Annotated in this window: 15 protein-coding genes and 1 tRNA gene; 13 read left to right on the top strand and 3 right to left on the bottom strand. The window is 68.9% G+C overall.

The genetic code is table 11. The annotated features are described in order from the left end of the window. Window positions 1-40 precede the first annotated feature (40 nt). Both ACLF6J_RS03305 and ACLF6J_RS03300 read left to right on the top strand, forming a co-directional pair. Window positions 41-1,585: a M81 family metallopeptidase gene (locus ACLF6J_RS03305; protein ID WP_347876905.1), complete on the top strand. Its 1,545-nt coding sequence runs from the start codon at window positions 41-43 to the stop codon at window positions 1,583-1,585. After that, on the top strand, window positions 1,582-2,922 hold the full coding sequence (locus ACLF6J_RS03300; protein ID WP_134353611.1) for an alpha-L-fucosidase: 1,341 nt from the start codon (window positions 1,582-1,584) through the stop codon (window positions 2,920-2,922). The genes ACLF6J_RS03305 and ACLF6J_RS03300 overlap by 4 nt, the downstream gene beginning before the upstream one ends. Window positions 2,923-2,997: 75 nt before the next feature. Here the strand turns inward: ACLF6J_RS03300 and ACLF6J_RS03295 are convergent, their stop codons facing one another. Continuing rightward, window positions 2,998-5,832 (bottom strand): FAD-binding and (Fe-S)-binding domain-containing protein, encoded by a 2,835-nt coding sequence (locus ACLF6J_RS03295; RefSeq protein ID WP_134353612.1) that lies wholly within the window; start codon window positions 5,830-5,832, stop codon window positions 2,998-3,000. Window positions 5,833-5,906: 74 nt separating this feature from the next. Between ACLF6J_RS03295 and ACLF6J_RS03290 the strand changes: the two genes are divergently transcribed. Continuing rightward, on the top strand, window positions 5,907-6,569 hold the full coding sequence (locus ACLF6J_RS03290; RefSeq protein WP_047523918.1) for a GntR family transcriptional regulator: 663 nt from the start codon (window positions 5,907-5,909) through the stop codon (window positions 6,567-6,569). A 14-nt stretch (window positions 6,570-6,583) separates the two neighbouring features. On the opposite strand, the gene ACLF6J_RS03285 is transcribed toward ACLF6J_RS03290, so the two are convergent. Beyond that, window positions 6,584-7,522, bottom strand: coding sequence for a hypothetical protein (locus ACLF6J_RS03285; RefSeq protein ID WP_134353613.1), 939 nt, complete (start codon window positions 7,520-7,522; stop codon window positions 6,584-6,586). An 85-nt stretch (window positions 7,523-7,607) separates the two neighbouring features. On the opposite strand from ACLF6J_RS03285, the gene ACLF6J_RS03280 reads away from it, so the two are divergent. From ACLF6J_RS03280 to serA, 3 genes are all read left to right on the top strand, one after another. Next, window positions 7,608-8,072: a hypothetical protein gene (locus ACLF6J_RS03280; protein ID WP_134353614.1), complete on the top strand. Its 465-nt coding sequence runs from the start codon at window positions 7,608-7,610 to the stop codon at window positions 8,070-8,072. After that, on the top strand, window positions 8,069-8,404 hold the full coding sequence (locus ACLF6J_RS03275) for a hypothetical protein (RefSeq protein WP_047523921.1): 336 nt from the start codon (window positions 8,069-8,071) through the stop codon (window positions 8,402-8,404). Before ACLF6J_RS03280 ends, ACLF6J_RS03275 begins: the two co-directional genes overlap by 4 nt. Before the next feature lie 122 nt (window positions 8,405-8,526). Further along, the gene (gene serA / locus ACLF6J_RS03270) at window positions 8,527-10,131 is read left to right on the top strand and encodes a phosphoglycerate dehydrogenase (protein WP_131490899.1); all 1,605 of its coding nucleotides are present in this window, start codon (window positions 8,527-8,529) and stop codon (window positions 10,129-10,131) included. 68 nt (window positions 10,132-10,199) lie between these two features. Here serA and ACLF6J_RS03265 read toward each other — a convergent pair whose 3' ends face one another. Then, window positions 10,200-10,742, bottom strand: coding sequence for a TetR/AcrR family transcriptional regulator (locus ACLF6J_RS03265; RefSeq protein ID WP_131490900.1), 543 nt, complete (start codon window positions 10,740-10,742; stop codon window positions 10,200-10,202). Window positions 10,743-10,837: 95 nt separating this feature from the next. Here ACLF6J_RS03265 and ACLF6J_RS03260 point away from each other — a divergent pair, with 95 nt between their 5' ends. The 7 genes from ACLF6J_RS03260 (at window position 10,838) to ACLF6J_RS03230 (ending at window position 18,629) form a co-directional block, all read left to right on the top strand. Then, window positions 10,838-12,373, top strand: a complete 1,536-nt coding sequence (locus ACLF6J_RS03260; RefSeq protein WP_047523924.1) for an MFS transporter — start codon at window positions 10,838-10,840, stop codon at window positions 12,371-12,373. Window positions 12,374-12,455: 82 nt separating this feature from the next. Next, complete coding sequence (locus tag ACLF6J_RS03255) at window positions 12,456-13,499, top strand: 3-isopropylmalate dehydrogenase (protein ID WP_134353615.1); 1,044 nt, start codon at window positions 12,456-12,458, stop codon at window positions 13,497-13,499. A 60-nt stretch (window positions 13,500-13,559) separates the two neighbouring features. Further along, complete coding sequence (locus ACLF6J_RS03250; protein ID WP_134353616.1) at window positions 13,560-14,660, top strand: branched-chain amino acid aminotransferase; 1,101 nt, start codon at window positions 13,560-13,562, stop codon at window positions 14,658-14,660. A gap of 128 nt (window positions 14,661-14,788) precedes the next feature. Beyond that, the gene (locus ACLF6J_RS03245; protein ID WP_134353617.1) at window positions 14,789-15,565 is read left to right on the top strand and encodes a fumarylacetoacetate hydrolase family protein; all 777 of its coding nucleotides are present in this window, start codon (window positions 14,789-14,791) and stop codon (window positions 15,563-15,565) included. Continuing rightward, window positions 15,562-16,821: an MFS transporter gene (locus ACLF6J_RS03240; RefSeq protein WP_134353618.1), complete on the top strand. Its 1,260-nt coding sequence runs from the start codon at window positions 15,562-15,564 to the stop codon at window positions 16,819-16,821. The genes ACLF6J_RS03245 and ACLF6J_RS03240 overlap by 4 nt, the downstream gene beginning before the upstream one ends. Before the next feature lie 131 nt (window positions 16,822-16,952). Continuing rightward, window positions 16,953-18,458: a glutamate--tRNA ligase gene (gltX, locus tag ACLF6J_RS03235; RefSeq protein WP_134353619.1), complete on the top strand. Its 1,506-nt coding sequence runs from the start codon at window positions 16,953-16,955 to the stop codon at window positions 18,456-18,458. Window positions 18,459-18,557: 99 nt separating this feature from the next. After that, window positions 18,558-18,629: transfer RNA gene (locus ACLF6J_RS03230), tRNA-Gln, on the top strand. Window positions 18,630-18,730 lie beyond the last annotated feature (101 nt).

The raw sequence follows: 18,730 nt of genomic DNA, 5'->3' as shown, positions 1-18,730 counted from the left end.
ACATCACGTGACCGTACGTCCCGAAGCCCACGAGATCTGGATGGGTCCGCTTCCGACCGTCGCCGACGGGGGGCTCGCGCAGCCCCGGATCGGTATCGCCGGGATCTCCATCGAGTCGAGCACGTTCTCCCCGCACATCTCCGGCGACGAAGCCTTCACGGTTCGCACCGGTGACGCTCTGCGCAGCTACTACCCGTTCCTCGACGACGGGCGTGAGCTCGCTGCGGCCGCCGAGTGGGTGCCCCTCACCCATGGTCGCTCGCTGCCCGGTGGTGCCGTCGCGCCCGAGACCTACCGTCGGATGAAGGACGCCATCGTCGAGGGCATCCGCGAGCAGGGCCCCTTCGACGGCTTCTTCTTCGACATCCACGGAGCGATGAGCGTCGTCGGGCTCGACGACGCCGAAGGCGACCTCGCGCTCGCGGTGCGGGCGGCACTGGGTCCGGACACGCTGGTCTCGACATCGATGGATCTGCACGGCAACGTCTCCGAGGTGCTGCGCGACGCGGTCGACCTGCTCACGTGCTACCGGATGGCACCGCACGAGGACTGGATGAACACCAAGGAACGGGCGGTGTGGAACCTCCTCGCCCGGCTGCGGGGGCCGCACGGTGCCGACCCGCTGGGCCGTCGGCCGTCGGTGGCGTGGGTGCCGGTCCCGGTCCTGCTCCCCGGCGAGAAGACCAGCACCCGGCTCGAGCCCGCACGCAGCATCTATGCCGAGCTGCCCGAGATCGAGGCGCTACCGGGCGTCGTCGATGCCTCGGTCTGGATCGGCTACGCCTGGGCCGACGAACCCCGTTGCCAGGCGTACGTCGTGGTCACCGGCGACGATCGGGAGCGGATCGCGCGTGAGGCCGAGCGGGTGGCCCGCATGTTCTGGGAGGCTCGCGAGGACTTCGTGTTCGTCGCTGAGACGGGCACGCTCGATGAGGCGCTCGAGAAGGCGCTCGCGCCGGGGGCGCCCCACCCCTACCTGATCTCGGACTCGGGTGACAATCCGACGGCGGGCGGGGCGGGGGATGTGACGTGGACCCTTGCACACCTGCTCGCGCATTCCGAACTCACCGAATCCGACCGCACGACCCTGGTGGCGTCGATCTTCGATCCCGAGGCGGTCGCGCAGGCGGTCGAAGCGGGCGTCGGGGCGACGATCACGATCGTGGCGGGCGCCCGGGTCGACGATGGCCCGCACGGCCCCGTGACGATCACCGGGACCGTCTTCTCGATCACCGACGGAGATGCGGACGCAGGCACGCAGGTCGTGATCGCGGCGGGTGGACTCCACGCCATCATCACGGAGCGTCGCAAGCCGTTCCATCACCTCTCCGACTTCCGGATGCTGGGCCTCGAGCCGACGACCGCGGACATCGTGGTGGTGAAGATCGGCTATCTCGAACCCGAGCTGTACGAGCTCGCCGCGGGCTGGACTCTCGCGTTGACCCCCGGGGGTGTCGACCAGGACCTCCTCCGTCTCGGTCATCACCGTCTTCGACCCGGTGTCTACCCCTTCGACCCCGAGGGAAACCCCGACCTGAAAGCCGTGGTCGTCCGCCGCGGCGTCGCAGAGGAGCCGACCGCATGATGAACTTCGAGAGGCGCACCGGGCCGGACCTCGGCGCGGATGCTCCGACGTACCCGACGCAGAGCGTGCCCGACTGGTACCGCGACGCGAAGCTCGGCTTCTTCGTGCACTGGGGGCTCTACTCGGTGCCGGCGTGGGCCGTGCAGCACGGCGAGGGCGTGAACATCCCGACCGAGGACGCGTACGCCTGGCATCAGTATGCCGAGTGGTACGGCAACACCGTGCGGATCGCGGGGAGCCCGACCTGGGAGCGTCATCAGCAGCTGTTCGGGCCGGGGACCTCCTACGAGGACCTCGCCGATCGGTGGGACGCCGAGGCGTTCGACGCGGATGCCTTCGTCGGCGAGCTTGTCGGCGCAGGGGCCAGGTACATCATCCCGACCACGAAGCACCACGAGGGCTTCTGTCTGTGGGGCACCGAGACCACCGGCTTCAACGCGGTCGCGCGCGGGCCGCGCCGTGACCTGATCTCCGAGTTCCACGATGCCACCCGGCGCGCGGGCGCGAAGTTCGGCGTGTACTACTCGGGCGCGCTCGACTGGCATGTGAGCGACTTCCCGCCGATCGAGTCCGACACCGATCTGTTCCGTTTCCGCCGCAACGACGCCCATTTCGCGCGGTACTCGGCAGCTCAGCTCGACGAGTTGGTCACGCGCTTCTCGCCCGACGTGCTGTGGAACGACATCGAGTGGCCCGACGGCGGCAAGGGGCGCGACGAGTATGCGGTCGCCGCGCTGCTGGAGCGGTACTTCGAGGCCGTCCCGGACGGCGTCGTCAACGACCGGTGGGGCGTGCCGTATCACGGCTTCCTCACGCGGGAGTACACGGACATCCCGGAGATCATCCCGGAGCCGTGGGAGTCGACTCGAGGCCTGGGCTACTCCTTCGGGTTCAACCAGGCCGAGGATGAGAGTCATTCGCTGTCGGGAGCCGCCTTGATCCGGCTGCTCGTCGACGTCGTCGCCAAGAACGGCAACCTGCTGATCAACGTGGGTCCCGCGGCCGACGGGTCGATCCCGGAACTTCAGCGGCGCGCGATGCGCGAGCTGGGCGCGTGGCTCGAGACGAACGGCGAGGCGATCTACGCCACCCGTCCGTGGGTTCGAATGGGCGAGCGGACCGGAGCGCCGCGGCGGTACACGACCACGGGCTCGACCGTGCATGTGCATGCGCTCGACCCGAGCGTCGGCACGCTGGAGCTGCCCGCGGAGCTCCTGGGCTCCGACTTGCGTTGGGCCGACGGTTCCGTCGCCGAGCGATCCACGGACGACCGCACGGTCGCTGTGATCCCGGCCGGTCTGCGCGAGGAAGCTGTCGCCGTCCTGTCCGCTGGCTGAGACGGACCGGATCGCGACCACGCGAGGGCCCTTCCGATGTCGATTCGGGAGGGCCCTCGCCGTGTGCACCGGGTGTCAGGGCCGAGTGAGTTCCTCGAGGACTTCGATCACGTGGCGGTACGGCCGGCCGGTGGCGCGCGTCATCCCGATCTCGCAGGTGCGGTTCGCCGACACGAACGCGTCGAAGTCGCCGCGCGTGCTCTCGGCTTCGGCGATCTCTGCGGACTCCTGGGCGGTCGCGCTGGCCGTGAGTTCCGGGTGCAGCATGCCTCGGTCGCCCGCGAAGGCGCAGCAGCCCCATCCCTCGGGGACGAACACGTCGTCAGCGACGGCCGCGGCGATCGCGGTCAGTGCTCCGGTCGCGCCGAGCGCGGTCGTGGAACAAGTCGGATGCACGGCCACCGTGGGGAGCTTGGCCGACACGGAGACCTTCGGCAGCACCTCGCGTGCCACGAACGTCGTGGCGTCCTCGATCCGCAGGCCTGCGTAGCGCGGGTTCTTCGCGACCGACTGCGCGAGCATCACGTCCAGGCCCTCTGTGCACGACGCCGCGTCGCACACCACCGGAAGCTCCCCGTGCCTGCTGGCTTCCCACAGCGACTCCAGCACCCGGTCCGACATCAGGGCGTAACCGTCCAGGTGCCCCTTCGACTTCCACGGTGTGCCGCAGCACAGGCCTCCGTTCTCCTCGGGGATCACGACGGCGATGCCCGCACGGTCCAGCAGGGCGCGGAGTGCGTCTCGAGAGCCCTCGCCGTCGCCTTCCGCGCCGAACATCGTCCCGATGCAGGCACCGAAGAAGACGGCCTGCGCGTCGGCCGGGGACTCCGGGCGCGGCGGCTTCGAACCGCCGTGCGGGAGCCCGCCGTCGTACAGAGGCACGGTGTCGGCACCGAGGACGGCGCGACCGAGATGCGTCACCCCGCGCACGAGCGGCGCAGGGAGGGCATCGGCGACGGTGAGCGCGACTCCACCGGCGCGCGTGACCGTGCCCCAGTGCTTGGCTGCGGTGCCCCATGCCGCGCCTTCGATGGAGTTCGACTGCTCCGCTCGAAGCCGACGTACGAGATCACCGGTGTTGATGTCGACCGGGCAGGCCACACCGCACATGCCGTCGACCGCGCAGGTCTGGACGCCGTCGTAGTCGTAGTCCTTCTGCAGGTCGCGCAGCAGCTCGGTGTCGCCCTGCTCCTCGGCCCACGCCATGTCGCGGCGGATCACGATGCGCTGGCGTGGAGTGAGCGTGATGCTCTTGCTCGGGCAGGTCGGTTCGCAGTAGCCGCACTCGACGCAGCGGTCGACCTCGTTCTCGACCGTCGGCACCCGCTTGAGGTCGTGCAGGTACGAGTCAGGGTCATCGGAGAGGACTACTCCGGGATTCAGGATGCCGTCGGGGTCGAACAGCGCCTTGATCTCCCACATCATGTCGGTGAGCTCATCGCCGTATTGGCGACGCACGAACGGCGCCATGATGCGACCGGTGCCGTGTTCGGCCTTGAGTGATCCCTGCTGCGCCAGGACGAGTTCGACCAGGTCGTCCGTGAACCGCCGATAGCGCGCGACGCTGTCGGGGTCGTCGAACCGTTCGTTGAGGAGGAAGTGGACGTTGCCGTCCTTGGCGTGCCCGAAGATGACCGAGCCTTCGTAGCCGTGCTCGGCGAACAGCTCGATCAGGCGTTCGCAGGTGGCGAGGAGCCGGGGGACGGGCACCACGATGTCTTCCAGCAGCGCCGTCGTACCGGACGGGCGCGCACCGGCGACCGCGGTGTAGAGCCCCTTGCGCACATGCCACAGAGCGGCGCGCTCACTCGCATCCGTGGTGAGGCGCGGGGGCGCGGCCAGCGGGAGCTGCTCGAAGTGCGACTGCGCCTTCGTGCTCGCCGCGGTGAGAGCGTCCGCGTCGGCGGCATGGACCTCGACCAGGAGAGCGGCGTGACCCTGGACCTCGATCTCGGCGATCGCAGAGGGCACATCGCTCAGTCCCTGAGCGACCCGCAGGGAGGCGGCGTCCAGGAGCTCGATGGTGGCCAGACCGAGCCGGGTCAGGTCTGGGAGCGCCGTCATCGCCGCCGAGAGCGTCTCGAACACGAGAAGTCCCGTCGCGATCGACGGTCGCACTTCGATCGTGCGGAATCGAGCCTCCGCGACGAACGCAAGCGTGCCCTCGGACCCGATGATGAGATGCTCCAGGATGCGCACCGGGTCGTCGAAGTCCAGCAGCGCGTTGAGCCCGTAGCCCATGGTGTTCTTCATCGAGAACTGCTGGCGGAGGAAGGCGACGTGCTCGGGGGCGGCGAGCAGGCGTGCTCTCAGGTCGAGCAGGCCCCTGACGATCTCGGGCTCCGCCGCGCGCAGCACCTCGCCGGCATCCGGGCGGCCGGTGTTGAGGATCGTCCCGCTCGGGAGCACGACGGTCATCGACTCGATCGTCTGATACGAGTTCTCGGTGATCCCGCAGGCCATTCCGCTGGAGTTGTTCGCGACGACGCCACCGATCGTGCACGCGATCTCGCTCGCGGGGTCGGGGCCGAGCTTGCGGCGGTAGCGCGACAGGCGTGTGTTGACCTGACGTACGGTGGCACCCGGGCCCACCCGCACCGAGGCCCCGTCGTCCTCCACCCGGATGTCTCGGAAGCTGCTGCGCGTGTCGACGAGGATGTCGCCGCTCACGCTCTGCCCCGAGAGGCTGGTGCCTCCGGACCGGAACGTCATCGTGCGCCCGGCGGCGCGGACTGCTCCGAAGGCGCGTGCCACGCCCTCGGCGTCTGCAGGGGAGAGGACGGCATCCGGGATGAGCAGATAGTGAGACGCGTCGTGGGCCCGTGCGAAGCGGTCGATGGAGCGGGAATGGACCTGCGTCCGGGAACCCAGCAGTGCGGTGTCCAGGGGTTCGGCGAGGGTGGTCGGCACGGTGCTCCTCTGCTCCGTCGAAAGATTGTCAGACAAGTGTACCGATACGTGGACGCTTCGATAGGCTGACCCGCATGACCACCGCTTCGGACGCAACGCTGGGGATCGTCGGCGTCGTGGATGCCGTCACCGCTCAGTTGCGCGGCCGTATCCTCCGTGCCGAGATCCGTTCCGGGGATCCGATCACGGAAGCGGCTGTGTCGCAGTCCTTCGGAGTGGCCCGTCCCAGCGCGAAGGCGGCGATCGAGCAGCTCGTCGCGAGCGGACTCCTGGTGCGCACGGCGCATCGCAGCGCGCGCGTCGTCGGGATCGATTCTGCGACGGTGCGGGATGTCTATCGCACCAGGACGCGGCTCGAGAGCGCCGCCCTTCGCGACCTCGCGGTGACGCGGACGGTGCCACGCGCGGCTGTCGAGGCGAACGCGGAGCTCCTCGCGATGCCGCCGGGGCCGGACCCGGCGACCGTCGCGCCCGACCTGCGATTCCACACCGCTCTCATCGAGGCGCTCGACAGTGAACGCACCGCTCGGATGTACCGCAGCGTCCTCGACGAAGTGCGCTTGTGCATGGCGCAGGTGCAGGGTCGACGATTGCTCGACGCGGCGGCGATCGCGGCGCAGCACAGCGACATCCTGGCTGCGGTCGCCTCGGGAGACGGGGAGCGAGCAGCAGTCCTCCTCGACGCTCACCTGTCATCGGCCGAGGAGCGGCTGGTGGAGGCGCTCGACGCGGACTAGCGTCGCGCCCGTCGTCACTCCGCCGGCGCTTCCTCCACGACGATCGGTGCCTCGGAGGGATCGGTCCATTCCGGGGCGGGGAGCACGGTGTCGGTCTGGCCGGCCTGGATCGCGCGCAGTGCCTCGGTGATCTCCTCGTCGTTCTCGGGAACGGGGAGCCCGCACGCTCGCAGCTCGGACGTGAACTGGAGCGTCAGCCGGATCTTCCCCGCTTCGACCGCCTGCGCCGTCGTGCCTGTGCGGATCTCGCTCCCGGTCTGGATCGCCGACACCTCATCGCACACGTGGTACACCTTGCCGCCATCGACCCAGACGACCTCGTCCTTGCCGAGGAGCAGGATCACGGCGGACTGGTCGGCCGTGTACTGCTCGACGGACGGCGGATCGAAGTCGACGCCGATGAACACGGCCAGGGCCGCGAGAGCCACGCCGACGATGCCGGCCGTGGTCTTCTGTCCCTTGTCCATGTCCTTGTTCAGGAAGATCAGGATGACCAAGGGCAGGAACGCCACCACCGCGATGATCGCGCCGAGCTGGTTCTGCACGAAGAAACGCGTCTTGTCGGACTTGCGTGCGGGGTCGAGGCGGTTCGCCTTCTTCCACAGCACCGATCCGGTGATGGACAGCGCCGCGATGACGACCAGCAGCACCAGCAGGGCGATGAACGCCCACTGCGGGAACGTCGCGGTGACGCCCTGTTCCTCCAACAGGCCGGTGTCGGGATCGCGGAGCAGAGTGCCGTCCTCGCCGACGAACTCGCGCTGGCGGAGGAGCCAGAAGATGCCGACGCCCTCGCCGATGATCGCGACCGCCCAGAGGACCGCGGCGATCCACCGGAAGCGTGTGGCCCTGGCCTTTGCTTCCGCAGTGGGAGTCCAGCCGGAGGGCGGCTCCGGAGTCGCGTTCGTCGCGGACGGTTCGATCCGCGCGTCGGTGTCGTCACTCTCGGCCACGGTGCTCCCTTTCCCCTCCGATGCCCGCCGTTCCGGCTCAAGGCAACCCTGAGCATAGTGGACCGGGTGTCCTACGCTAGAGGGCATGACTTCCGACTCCGACGACGCCCTCACCTGGGATGGCGACGAGGCTTCCGCGCCGAAGGATCCCGCGTTGCCCCCTGGGTGGAACGCCGTCGGGAAAGGCAGTCGCGACGTCGGCACGATCGAGGGGGACGGAACGATCACTCCCGCCCGGTCGGATGAACAGGCCGGCCTGAGCACGCCGATGCTGCTGATCCTCGGCGTCGTCGGCGGCGTGTATCTCCTCTACACGGTCGGATGGATCGTCGGCGGGCTGCGTCTGCGGCCACTGGCGTCGTTCCTGGTCGCCGATGCGATGTTCCTGCCCTGGTTCGTCCTGGCGATCGCTGCGCCGGCGCTCTGGTTCCTCGCGAGCTGGGTCCTGACCAGGGGGAGGGCTTCGTGGATCCGCGTCGCCGTGCTGCTCGCAGGAGTCGTCCTGCTGGTTCCCTGGCCCTTCGTCACCGTGGGGGTGGTCGGATCATGAGCGCATCCCCGACCACGGAGCCGGTGTCCGCCGGTTCGCCGCGCTGGCTCGTCGGCCTGGTCGTCGGCCTGGCCGGACTGTTCTACGCATACGCGGTGTGGAACGCCGTCGCGCATCTGATCACGATGGCGCAGACGGGACTGACCGCCGGCGGGTGGGCGACCTTGCTCTTCGGCGTCGCGTTCCCCGCGATCGTCTTCGTCTTCGCGTACCTGATCGGCCGTCGTCGGCGGGTGGGGGAGCTCCTCCTCGTCTTCCTGGCCGGACTCGGTGTCGTCGCGGTGTTCTGGATGAGCCTGATCGCGCTCAGCCTGACGATGCCGAGCGCCTGAGTCGCGGGCGTCACACGGCACGGAGCGCCCCGAGCCCTCGGGTAGAGTTGACGCGATCGCGCCCCCATGGTGTGCGGCGCATCGGCCCCTCCCGCCTGCCGCGCTGCCCCGAAGGATCCACTGTGCCGAAGCCCGTCGTGCTCATCGCCGAAGTTCTCTCTCCCGCCACGATCGAGGCCCTCGGCCCCGACTTCGACGTCCGCGACGTCGACGGTACCGATCGCGAGGCGCTCTTCGCGGCACTCGCCGACGCTGACGCCGTGCTGGTGCGTTCGGCGACGCGCATCGACGAGGAGGCGCTGGCGCACGCGCCGAAGCTCAAGGTCGTGGCCCGTGCGGGCGTCGGTCTCGACAACGTCGACATCAAGGCAGCCACCGCAGCGGGCGTCATGGTCGTGAACGCGCCGACGTCCAACATCGTCTCCGCGGCGGAACTCACGGTCGGCCACATCCTGAGCCTCGCCCGCCGTATCCCCGCCGCACATGCCTCGCTCTCCGGCGGCGCGTGGAAGCGCAGCTCCTTCACCGGAGCCGAGCTGTTCGAGAAGACGGTCGGCATCGTCGGCCTCGGCCGGATCGGCGCCCTCGTCGCCGCGCGCCTCGCGGCCTTCGACATGCGTGTCGTCGCCTACGACCCCTACGTCACGTCCGCCCGCGCGCAGCAGCTCGGCGTGCAGCTCCTCTCCCTCGACGAGCTCGTGGCCGAGTCGGACTTCCTGACGATCCACATGCCGAAGACGCCGGAGACCACCGGCATGATCGGTGCCGCGCAGTTCCAGGCCATGAAGCCGACGGCGTTCGTGGTCAACGTCGCCCGCGGCGGACTGATCGATGAGGAAGCGCTCCACGCGGCGCTCGTCGCAGGCGAGATCGCCGGTGCCGGGCTCGATGTCTTCACAACCGAGCCTCCCGTGGAGGGCGGGACCGCGCGTCCGCTGCTCGACCTGCCCAACGTGGTCGTCACGCCGCACCTCGGCGCGAGCACCGAGGAGGCGCAGGAGAAGGCAGGCGTCTCGGTCGCCCGCTCGGTGCGTCTCGCCCTCGGCGGAGACCTGGTGCCGGACGCGGTGAACGTCGCGGGTGGCGTGATCGACCCGTACGTGCGCCCCGGCATCTCCTTGGTCGAGAAGCTCGGCCAGATCTTCGCCTCGCTGGCAACCTCGCCTCTCACGAGCCTCGACGTCGAGGTGCACGGCGAGCTCAACGACTACGACGTGAGCGTTCTCAAGCTCGCCGCGCTCAAGGGCGTGTTCACGAACATCGTGAGTGAGACCGTCTCGTACGTGAACGCCCCGCTCCTCGCCGAGCAGCGCGGGATCGCCGTGCGTCTGATCAAGGACGACGTGAGCGACGAGTACCGCAACGTCATCACGCTCACGGGCGCACTGTCCGACGGGACCCAGCTGTCGGTCTCGGGAACGCTGACGGGGCCGAAGCAGACGGAGAAGCTGGTCGGGATCAACGATCACGCGCTCGAACTGCCGATCGAGCAGCACCACGTCGTGATGCTCTACACCGACCGCCCTGGCATCGTCGCGGTGTACGGGCAGAAGTTCGGCGAAGCAGGCATCAACATCGCCGGCATGCAGATCGCGCGTCAGGCGGCGGGCGCGCAGGCGCTCAGCGTGCTGACGCTCGACTCGCCGGTGTCGGAGGAGCTGCTCGAAGACGTGAGCGCCGCGATCGACGCCGACCTCTTCCGGCAGATCGAGATCACCGAGGTCTGAGCACTCGACGCGACAGACGGGAGAGGGCGGGAGCGAGATGCTCCCGCCCTCTCCCGTCTCTCTGACCGTCAGGCCGTGGCTCGGAGCACCAGCGCGATCAGGTCCTTGAGCTCGTCGCTTCGGGGAACCAGGCGTTCGGGGCCGTGCACGTCGAGGGAGTTGTTGAAGTACAGGCCGTCGCTGACGAGCATCACGAGGTCGAGGCTCGCGTTGTCGCGCACGTGCGGACGGATCGTCTCAGCCCAACGTCGCCGTGTTTCGCGCAGCATGTCGGCCGCAGCGATCGAGCCGCCCTGTGCGAGCCTCGTCGTCGCGATCAGGACACGGTCGAGGGCGTCGTCTTCCATCACCGAGGTGCGCACGTAGTAAGCGACGGGCCCTTCCTCGGCCGCCGTCATCCGCTCGAGGTCCGCTGTCGTGAGGTGGTCGAGGCGCTCGACCAGGCCGATCTCCAACTCTTCCTTCGAGCCGAAGTGGTACAGCAGACCGCCCTTGGAGACCCCTGCCGCCTTGGCGGTCGCGTCGAGGGTCGCGGCACGCTCGCCGTCTTCGATGAGGATCGCTTCGAAGGCGTCGAGCACCTTCTCGCGAGCGAGGGGAGGTCGGGGCATCGTGGGTCCTCTGCACAGGGGGAGCGGTCGGAATTCTGTTACTATACCATCCGGACGGTTCACTAACCGTCGATCACGATCCTGAGAGGTGTTCCATGACCCGTACTGCGTCGATCCCGACGACAGAGACGGATGCTCCCCGCGTCGGAGCCCGTGGCTGGGCGGCGCTCGTCGTCCTCATGCTGCCGGTGCTTCTGGTGTCGGTGGACAACACGGTGCTGAGCTTCGCGCTCCCCGAGATCTCCATCGCGCTCGCGCCCACCGGTGCGGAGCAGCTGTGGATCATCGATGTGTACCCGCTGGTGCTCGCGGGACTCCTCGTCACGATGGGTACCCTGGGTGACCGGTTCGGACGTCGGAAGATGCTGCTGATCGGGGCGACCGGCTTCGCCGCCGTATCCGCACTCGCCGCCTTCGCGCCCACGGCCGGCTTGCTGATCGCCGCCCGTGCGCTCCTGGGTCTCTTCGGCGCCATGCTGATGCCGTCGACGCTCTCCCTCCTCCGCTCGATCTTCCGCAACCGTGATCAGCGCCGCATGGCGATCGCGGTCTGGGCATCGGCGTTCTCCGCCGGGTCGGCGTTGGGTCCGATCGTGGGCGGCATCCTGCTCGAGCATTTCGCCTGGGGATCGGTCTTCCTGATCGCCGTTCCGGTGCTCATCCCCCTGCTCATCGCCGCACCGCTGCTGGTGCCGGAGAGTCGCGATCCGAACCCGGGTCGCATCGACCTGATCAGCATCGCGCTGTCGATGGCGACCATGATCCCGGTGGTCTACGCGATCAAGTCCCTCGCGGTGGACGGCCCGAGCCTCACCGCCGGCGCCTGGGCTCTGCTCGGCTTCGGCATGGGCTACCTGTTCGTCCGTCGTCAGCTGCGGGTCAAGAGCCCGATGCTCGACATGGCGCTGTTCCGGCGCGGTTCCTTCTCCGGGGCGATCCTGGTGAATCTGCTCAGCGTGGTCGCACTGGTGGGCTTCCTGTACTTCGTGTCGCAGCACCTGCAGCTGGTCCTCGGCCTGTCGCCGATGATGGCCGGCATCGCACTGGTCCCCGGCATGCTCGCGATGATCGTGGCGGGGCTCTCCGTCGTGCCGGTCTCGCGCCGCGTGCCGCCGCACATCGTGGTCCCCGCCGGGCTCGCGTTCTCGGTGGCCGGCTACCTCATCGTGGCGTTCACGACGCATGAGCACGGCGTCCTTCCGCTCGTGGTGGCGTTCGTGGTGCTGGGCATCGGCATCGGCGCGGCGGAGACGATCTCCAACGAGCTGATCCTCTCGAGCGCTCCCGCGGCCAAGGCAGGCGCGGCGAGTGCGGTCTCGGAGACGGCGTACGAGCTCGGGGCGGTGCTCGGCACCGCGGTGCTCGGTGGCATCATCACGGCGTTCTATCGCGGCGCTCTCGTGCTTCCGGCAGGTCTGCCCGCCGATGTCGCCCACGCGGCGGAGGAGACTCTCGCCGGCGCCTACACCGCAGCGCAGGAGCTCCCGGCGCAGCTGGGGACGGCCCTGTGGGACGCGGCGGCCGACGCATTCGGTTCCGGTGTGACGGTGACGTCGCTGATCGGAGCCGGGCTCGTCGTGGTCGCCGGTGTGATCGCCGCCGTCACACTGCGCAAAGCCCCCTCGCACTGACCAGTACGCTGGGAGGATCGGCCCGCCCCGCCCTGCGGCAGGTCTGGGCCGGTCCATCCCCGTGCAGTGCGCAAGGAGTGTCATGTCGCGTGTCGTGAAGCTGGCCGTCATCCCCGGTGACGGCATCGGTCCCGAGGTCATCGCCGAGGCGGAGAAGGTGCTCGACGCCGTGACCGCGGCGAGCGACGTCGTGTTCGAGAAGACCCGCTTCTCGCTCGGCGCCGGCCGCTTCCTGGAGACCGGCGACACGCTCACCGATGACGACCTCGCCGCCATCGCCGCCCACGACGCGATCCTGCTCGGCGCCGTCGGCGGAACGCCGGGGGACCCGCGACTGAAAGACGCGAACATCGAGCGGGGACTCCTGCTCCGGTTGCGCTTCTCGCTCGACCACTACGTGAACCTGCGTCCCTCCAAGCTCTTCGTCGGGGCTCCCGGACCGCTGGCCGCGCCGGGGGAGATCGACTTCGTCGTGGTCCGCGAGGGGACCGAGGGGCCGTACGTCGGCAACGGCGGGGCGATCCGCAAGGGCACCCCGCAGGAGGTCGCGAACGAGACCTCCGTGAACACCGCATTCGGTGTCGAGCGGGTCGTGCGCTACGCCTTCGAGCTCGCGGAGCGTCGCCGCAAGAAGCTCACGCTCGTCCACAAGACCAATGTGCTCGTCCACGCCGGAGCCATCTGGCAGCGCATCGTGAACGAGATCGCGGCCGAGCACCCCGAGGTCACGGTCGACTACCTGCACGTCGATGCGGCCACGATCTTCCTGGTGACCGACCCCTCGCGCTTCGACGTCATCGTCACCGACAACCTTTTCGGCGACATCCTGACCGACCTCGCCGGAGCGGTCACGGGCGGCATCGGTCTCGCTGCCTCGGGCAACATCAATCCCGATGGCGCTTTCCCCTCGATGTTCGAGCCCGTGCACGGCTCCGCCCCCGACATCGCCGGTCAGCAGAAGGCCGACCCGACGGCGGCGATCCTCTCGATCGCGCTGCTGCTCGACCACCTCGGCCTCTCCACCGAATCTGCGCGGGTGAGCGCAGCGGTGGAAGCCGACATCGCCGCCCGTAGCGGGGCGCGCACGACCGCGGAGATCGGCTCTGCGATCACCGCACGACTCTGACCGCAGGCGTAGGCTGAACGGGCGCGAGGATGCGCCCACCCACGAGGAATGGATGATGAGATGACGACCATCGATGCCGAGGCGACCGTGGCTCCCCTGGAGTTCGCCGTCACGAAGAACCTGACCGCCGCGTCGCCCGCACGGCTGGCCGAGGTGCTGGAGAACCCGGGCTTCGGCGTGGTCTTCACCGACCACATGGTCGACATCTGCTGGTCGGTCAAGGGCGGCTGGCACCGGCCCCGCGTGCAGCCGTACGGACCGATCCCGCTCGACCCCGCGGCGTCCGTCCTGCACTACGCACAGGAGATCTTCGAGGGCATCAAGGCCTACCGCCACGCCGACGGCTCGATCCACACGTTCCGCCCCGACCGCAATGCTGCGCGCCTGCAGGCCAGCGCCCGCCGCCTCGCGCTGCCCGAGCTTCCGACCGAGTACTTCATCCAGTCGCTGCGCGAGCTGATCGCGGTCGACGGTCGCTGGGTACCCAGCGGAGCCGACCAGAGCCTCTACCTGCGTCCGTTCATGTTCGCCAAGGAGGCCTTCCTCGGCGTCCGCGCCGCGCAGAAGGTCGCCTACTACGTCATCGCCAGCCCTGCGGGCGCCTATTTCTCCGGCGGTGTGAAGCCGGTGCGCATCTGGCTCTCCGAGGAATACGCCCGTGCGGGCAAGGGCGGCACCGGCAAGGCCAAGACCGGCGGCAACTACGCGTCGAGCCTGCTCGCACAGAGCGAGGCGAGTGCTCAGGGCTGCGACCAGGTCGTGTTCCTGAACGAGAAGCGTGACGTCGAAGAGCTCGGTGGCATGAACGTGGTCTTCGTGTTCAAGGACGGCCGCGTCGTCACCCCCGAGTCGGACAGCATCCTCGAGGGCATCACCCGTGACTCGCTGCTGCAGCTCGCGGAGGACCGCGGATACACGGTCGAGAAGCGTCCGATCTCGATCGACGAGTGGCGTGAAGGCGTGGCATCGGGTGACATCGTCGAGGTGTTCGCGTGCGGCACGGCCGCCGTCGTCACCCCGATCGGCGCGCTCGTGGGCGACGGCTTCGACGAGCCGCAGCCCCTGGGAGAACTCGCTCTCTCATTGCGCGAAGAACTGACCGACATCCAGTACGGACGCCGTGAGGACAAGCACGGCTGGCTCCTGCGCCTCGACGCCTGACGCCGGACACCCGACGCCGAGACCCCGCCCTCTCGCCGAGACCCCGTCGTCTCGGCGCACGCAGGACGGGGTCTCGGCGGCGTTGGGGGGTCTCGGTGCAGGGTGCCGCGCTCGCTAGGCTGGACACCATGAAGATCGCCCGGTTCAGCCACGACGAAGCCATCATGTACGGGATCATCGACGAGCGCGAGCTCGTCGTCCTCGCGGGGGATCCGATGTTCACCGGGTACGAGACGACCGGCGCTCGTGTGCCCCTCGCCGACGCCGCGCTGCTCGCTCCGGTGATCCCGCGGTCGAAGGTCGTCTGCGTCGGGAAGAACTATCACGATCACGCCGCCGAGATGGGGGGAGTGGCCCCGGAGGAGCCGCTGCTCTTCCTGAAGCCGAACACATCCGTGATCGGACCGGGTGATGCGATCGTGCGTCCTTCGCTCTCGGAGCGCACCGAGTACGAGGGTGAGCTCGTCGTGGTGATCGGGAAGATCGCGAAGAATGTGAAGGCCGAGAACGCGCTCGACTATGTGCTCGGCTACACGATCGGCAATGACGTGACCGCGCGGGACCTGCAGCGCAAGGACGGCCAGTGGTCGCGGGCCAAGGGATTCGACACCTTCTGCCCGCTGGGACCGGTGATCGAGACGGACTTCGATCCCGCCAACGCGACGATCGAGACGCGGGTGAACGGCGAGGTGCGCCAGCACGCTCCACTCACCGACATGATCCACTCGGTGCCGGCGATCATCGAGTACGCCTCCGCCGTCTTCACCCTGCTCCCCGGCGATGTGATCATGACGGGCACGCCGGCCGGGGTCGGCACGTTCGAGGCGGGTGACGTCGTCGAGGTCGAGATCTCCGGACTCGGCATCCTTCGCAACACCGCGCGCGACGCCGTTCCCGTGCCATGACGACCGTCGCCCTGACGGCGGCGCAGCAGACGGCTGTCCAGCGGCGAACCGTCCTGGTGCTGTCGCTCGGACAGGTCCTCGGTGGCATCGCATTCGGTGCGACGGTCTCCCTCGGCGCGCTCCTCGCCGCGGACATCTCGGGCAACGATGCGCTCTCCGGGCTGGCCACGGCTTCCGTGACGCTCGGAGCGGCCGCGTGCGCGATTCCGCTCGCCCGCCTCGCCGCGCACGTCGGACGGCGTCGCGCGCTCACCCTCGGCAACCTCTTCGCGCTCGTCGGTATCGCGGTCGTCATCCTCGCCGCCTCCCTGCGCGTCTTCCCGCTGCTCCTCGCCGGGATCCTGCTGATCGGGGCGGGCAACGCGGGGAACCTGCAGTCGCGGTTCGCCGCCACCGATCTCGCCGCACCGCAGCATCGTGGTCGTGACCTGTCGATCGTCGTCTGGTCGACGACCATCGGCGGTGTCGCCGGCCCGCTGTTGCTCGGACCGGGCGAGATCGTCGGGCAAGCGGTCGGGATGCCTCCGCAGACGGGCTCCTATCTGTTCTCGTTCGTCGCGCAGTGCGCGGCGCTCGTGCTCTACATCGTCGCGCTGCGGCCCGATCCTCTGCTGGCCGCTCAGCGTCTCGCGAAGGCGTCTGCCGCCGTCACGGGAACCGTGGTCGCGGACCGGCCTCGGGTCGCGCGCTATGCGATCTTCGCGATCGCGGGGTCTCATGTGGTCATGGCATCGGTCATGGCGATGACCCCCGTCCACCTGTCCCACATGGCGCATGGCGCCGGCGGGATGGCGCCGAGCCCGGCGGATGTCTCCGCCCTGGTCGGTATCACGATCGCGCTCCATGTCGGCGGTATGTACGCGCTGTCGCCCGTCTTCGGGGTGCTCGCCGACCGCTGGGGCCGGCTCCAGGTCGTCCTCCTCGGTCAGGCGCTCCTCGCCGGGGCGCTGGCTTTCGCGGTCTTCACGGGCACCGAGGCCTGGGGCGTGATGGTCGCCCTCATCCTGCTCGGTCTCGGGTGGAGTGCCGCGACGGTGGCCGGTGCCGCGCTCCTCACCGAGGCGTCCGCGCCTGAGCTCCGCACGCGCAGGCAGGGCCGCAGCGACTCGTTGATGAGCCTCTCCGCTGCGGCGGGCTCGGTGCTCGCGGGAGTGGTGCTGGCGAACTTCCAGTACGCGGGGCTCGGGGTCGCCGCCTTCGTGCTGGTCATCGCGATCGTGGTGCTGGCTCCGCTGGCGCGTTCCGGAGCACGGTGAAGGACTGGTCCGGCGTCGGCGACGCCTACTCGGCTTCCTACGCCGCGCTCTGCGATCGCGGTGAGCGCCGGTCGCTGAGCGCCGCGACCCGCCGACGGCGCCCAGCCCTGTCCCCGTAGAATCGAAGGGCTATGGCTACCCCTCATCCCCTCACCACGACTGTCAGTGGTGCCGACGTCCGCGTCCGCTTCTGCCCCTCGCCGACCGGTCTGCCGCATGTCGGCATGGTCCGCACGGCTCTCTACAACTGGGCCTATGCCCGTCACAACGGCGGGAAAATGGTGTTCCGCATCGAGGACACCGACGCCGCGCGTGACAGCGAGGAGAGCTTCCGCCAGCTGGTCGACGCGCTGACCTGGCTCAAGATCGACTGGGATGAGGGCGTCGAGGTCGGCGGTCCGCATGCGCCCTACCGGCAGTCGGAGCGTCACGACATCTATCGTGAGGTGATCGACAAGCTCATCGCCACGGGAGCCCTCTACGAGAGCTACTCCACGGCGGAGGAGATCGATGCGCGCAACGAGGCCGCCGGTCGCGCCAAGCAGCTCGGCTACGACAACTTCGACCGCGACCTCACCGAAGCGCAGAAGGAGGCGTTCCGCGCCGAGGGCCGTCAGCCCGCTCTGCGCCTGCGTGTTCCGGATGAGGACCTCACGTACGTCGACCTGATCCGCGGCGAGGTCACCTTCCCCGCTGGTTCGTTCCCCGACTTCGTGGTGGTGCGTCCGAACGGCGTGCCGCTGTACACGTTCGTGAACCCGGTCGACGATGCGCTGATGGGCATCACCCACGTGCTGCGTGGCGAAGACCTCATGCCCTCGACCGCGCGCCAGCTCTCGCTGTACGCGGCACTGATCGATGCGGGTGTGACGACCTTCGTGCCGCGCTTCGCGCACATGCCGCTGGTGCTGGGGGAGACCGGCAACAAGAAGCTCTCCAAGCGCGACCCGCAGGCGGACCTGTTCCTGCACCGGGAGCGCGGGTTCATCCCCGAGGGGCTGCTCAACTATCTGGCTCTGCTCGGCTGGTCGATCGGTCCCGACCGCGACGTCTTCTCGCTCGATGAGTTCACCGCCGCGTTCGACATCACCGACGTGAACCCCAACCCGGCGCGCTTCGATCAGAAGAAGGCCGAGTCGATCAACGGCGATCACATCCGGATGCTGGGGGAGAAGGACTTCGCCGAGCGGACCGTGCCGTACCTCGCCGCCGCGGGTCTGTTCGATGAGCCCACGCATGAGCAGCTGGTGATGGCGTTCCGCGTCGCGCCCCTCGTGCAGGAGCGTGTGCAGCTGCTGGGTGAGGTGCCGGGGATGGTCGGCTTCCTCTTCACGGATGAGGTCTCGTATGCCGAGGACGCGCTCAAGGGCCTTCCGGCGAATGCGGCCGAGGTGCTCGACGCCTGCGTCACCGCGCTCGAACCGGTGACGGATTTCACGCCGGAGAAGATCCAAGAGGCCCTCGCCGCCGAGCTCGTCGAGAAGCTCGAGCTCAAGCCGCGCATCGCCTACGGCCCGCCGCGGGTGGCCATCACCGGCCGCCGGGTCTCGCCACCGCTGTTCGAGTCGATGGAGCTGCTGGGCAAGGAGGAGTCCCTGCGTCGCCTGCGGTCGCTCTCCACGTTCCTCGCGGGCTGAACCGCGACGCGCCCGGGCGGCGGCACAGGGCACCGGTTTTGGTGTTCCGCCGCCGCTCGGGTAGGCTTGATTCTCGGTGCGAGGCCCTGGTTTCGCCCTTGGGGTATGGTGTAATTGGCAACACGACGGTTTCTGGTTCCGTTATTCTTGGTTCGAGTCCAGGTACCCCAGCAAGATCAAAACCCCCGCTCAGGCGGGGGTTTCTTCGTGTTCGGGTGATCGTGCTCACCTGGCCGCTCGTCGCGAGGCATCCTCCCGCGTCGCGTCCGAGG

Source organism: Microbacterium sp. IO18 (assembly GCF_049099505.1).
GTDB lineage: Bacteria > Actinomycetota > Actinomycetes > Actinomycetales > Microbacteriaceae > Microbacterium > Microbacterium aurugineum.
Note: the sequence above shows the minus strand (reverse complement) of the source record. Positions and strands in the feature narration are given on the sequence as shown.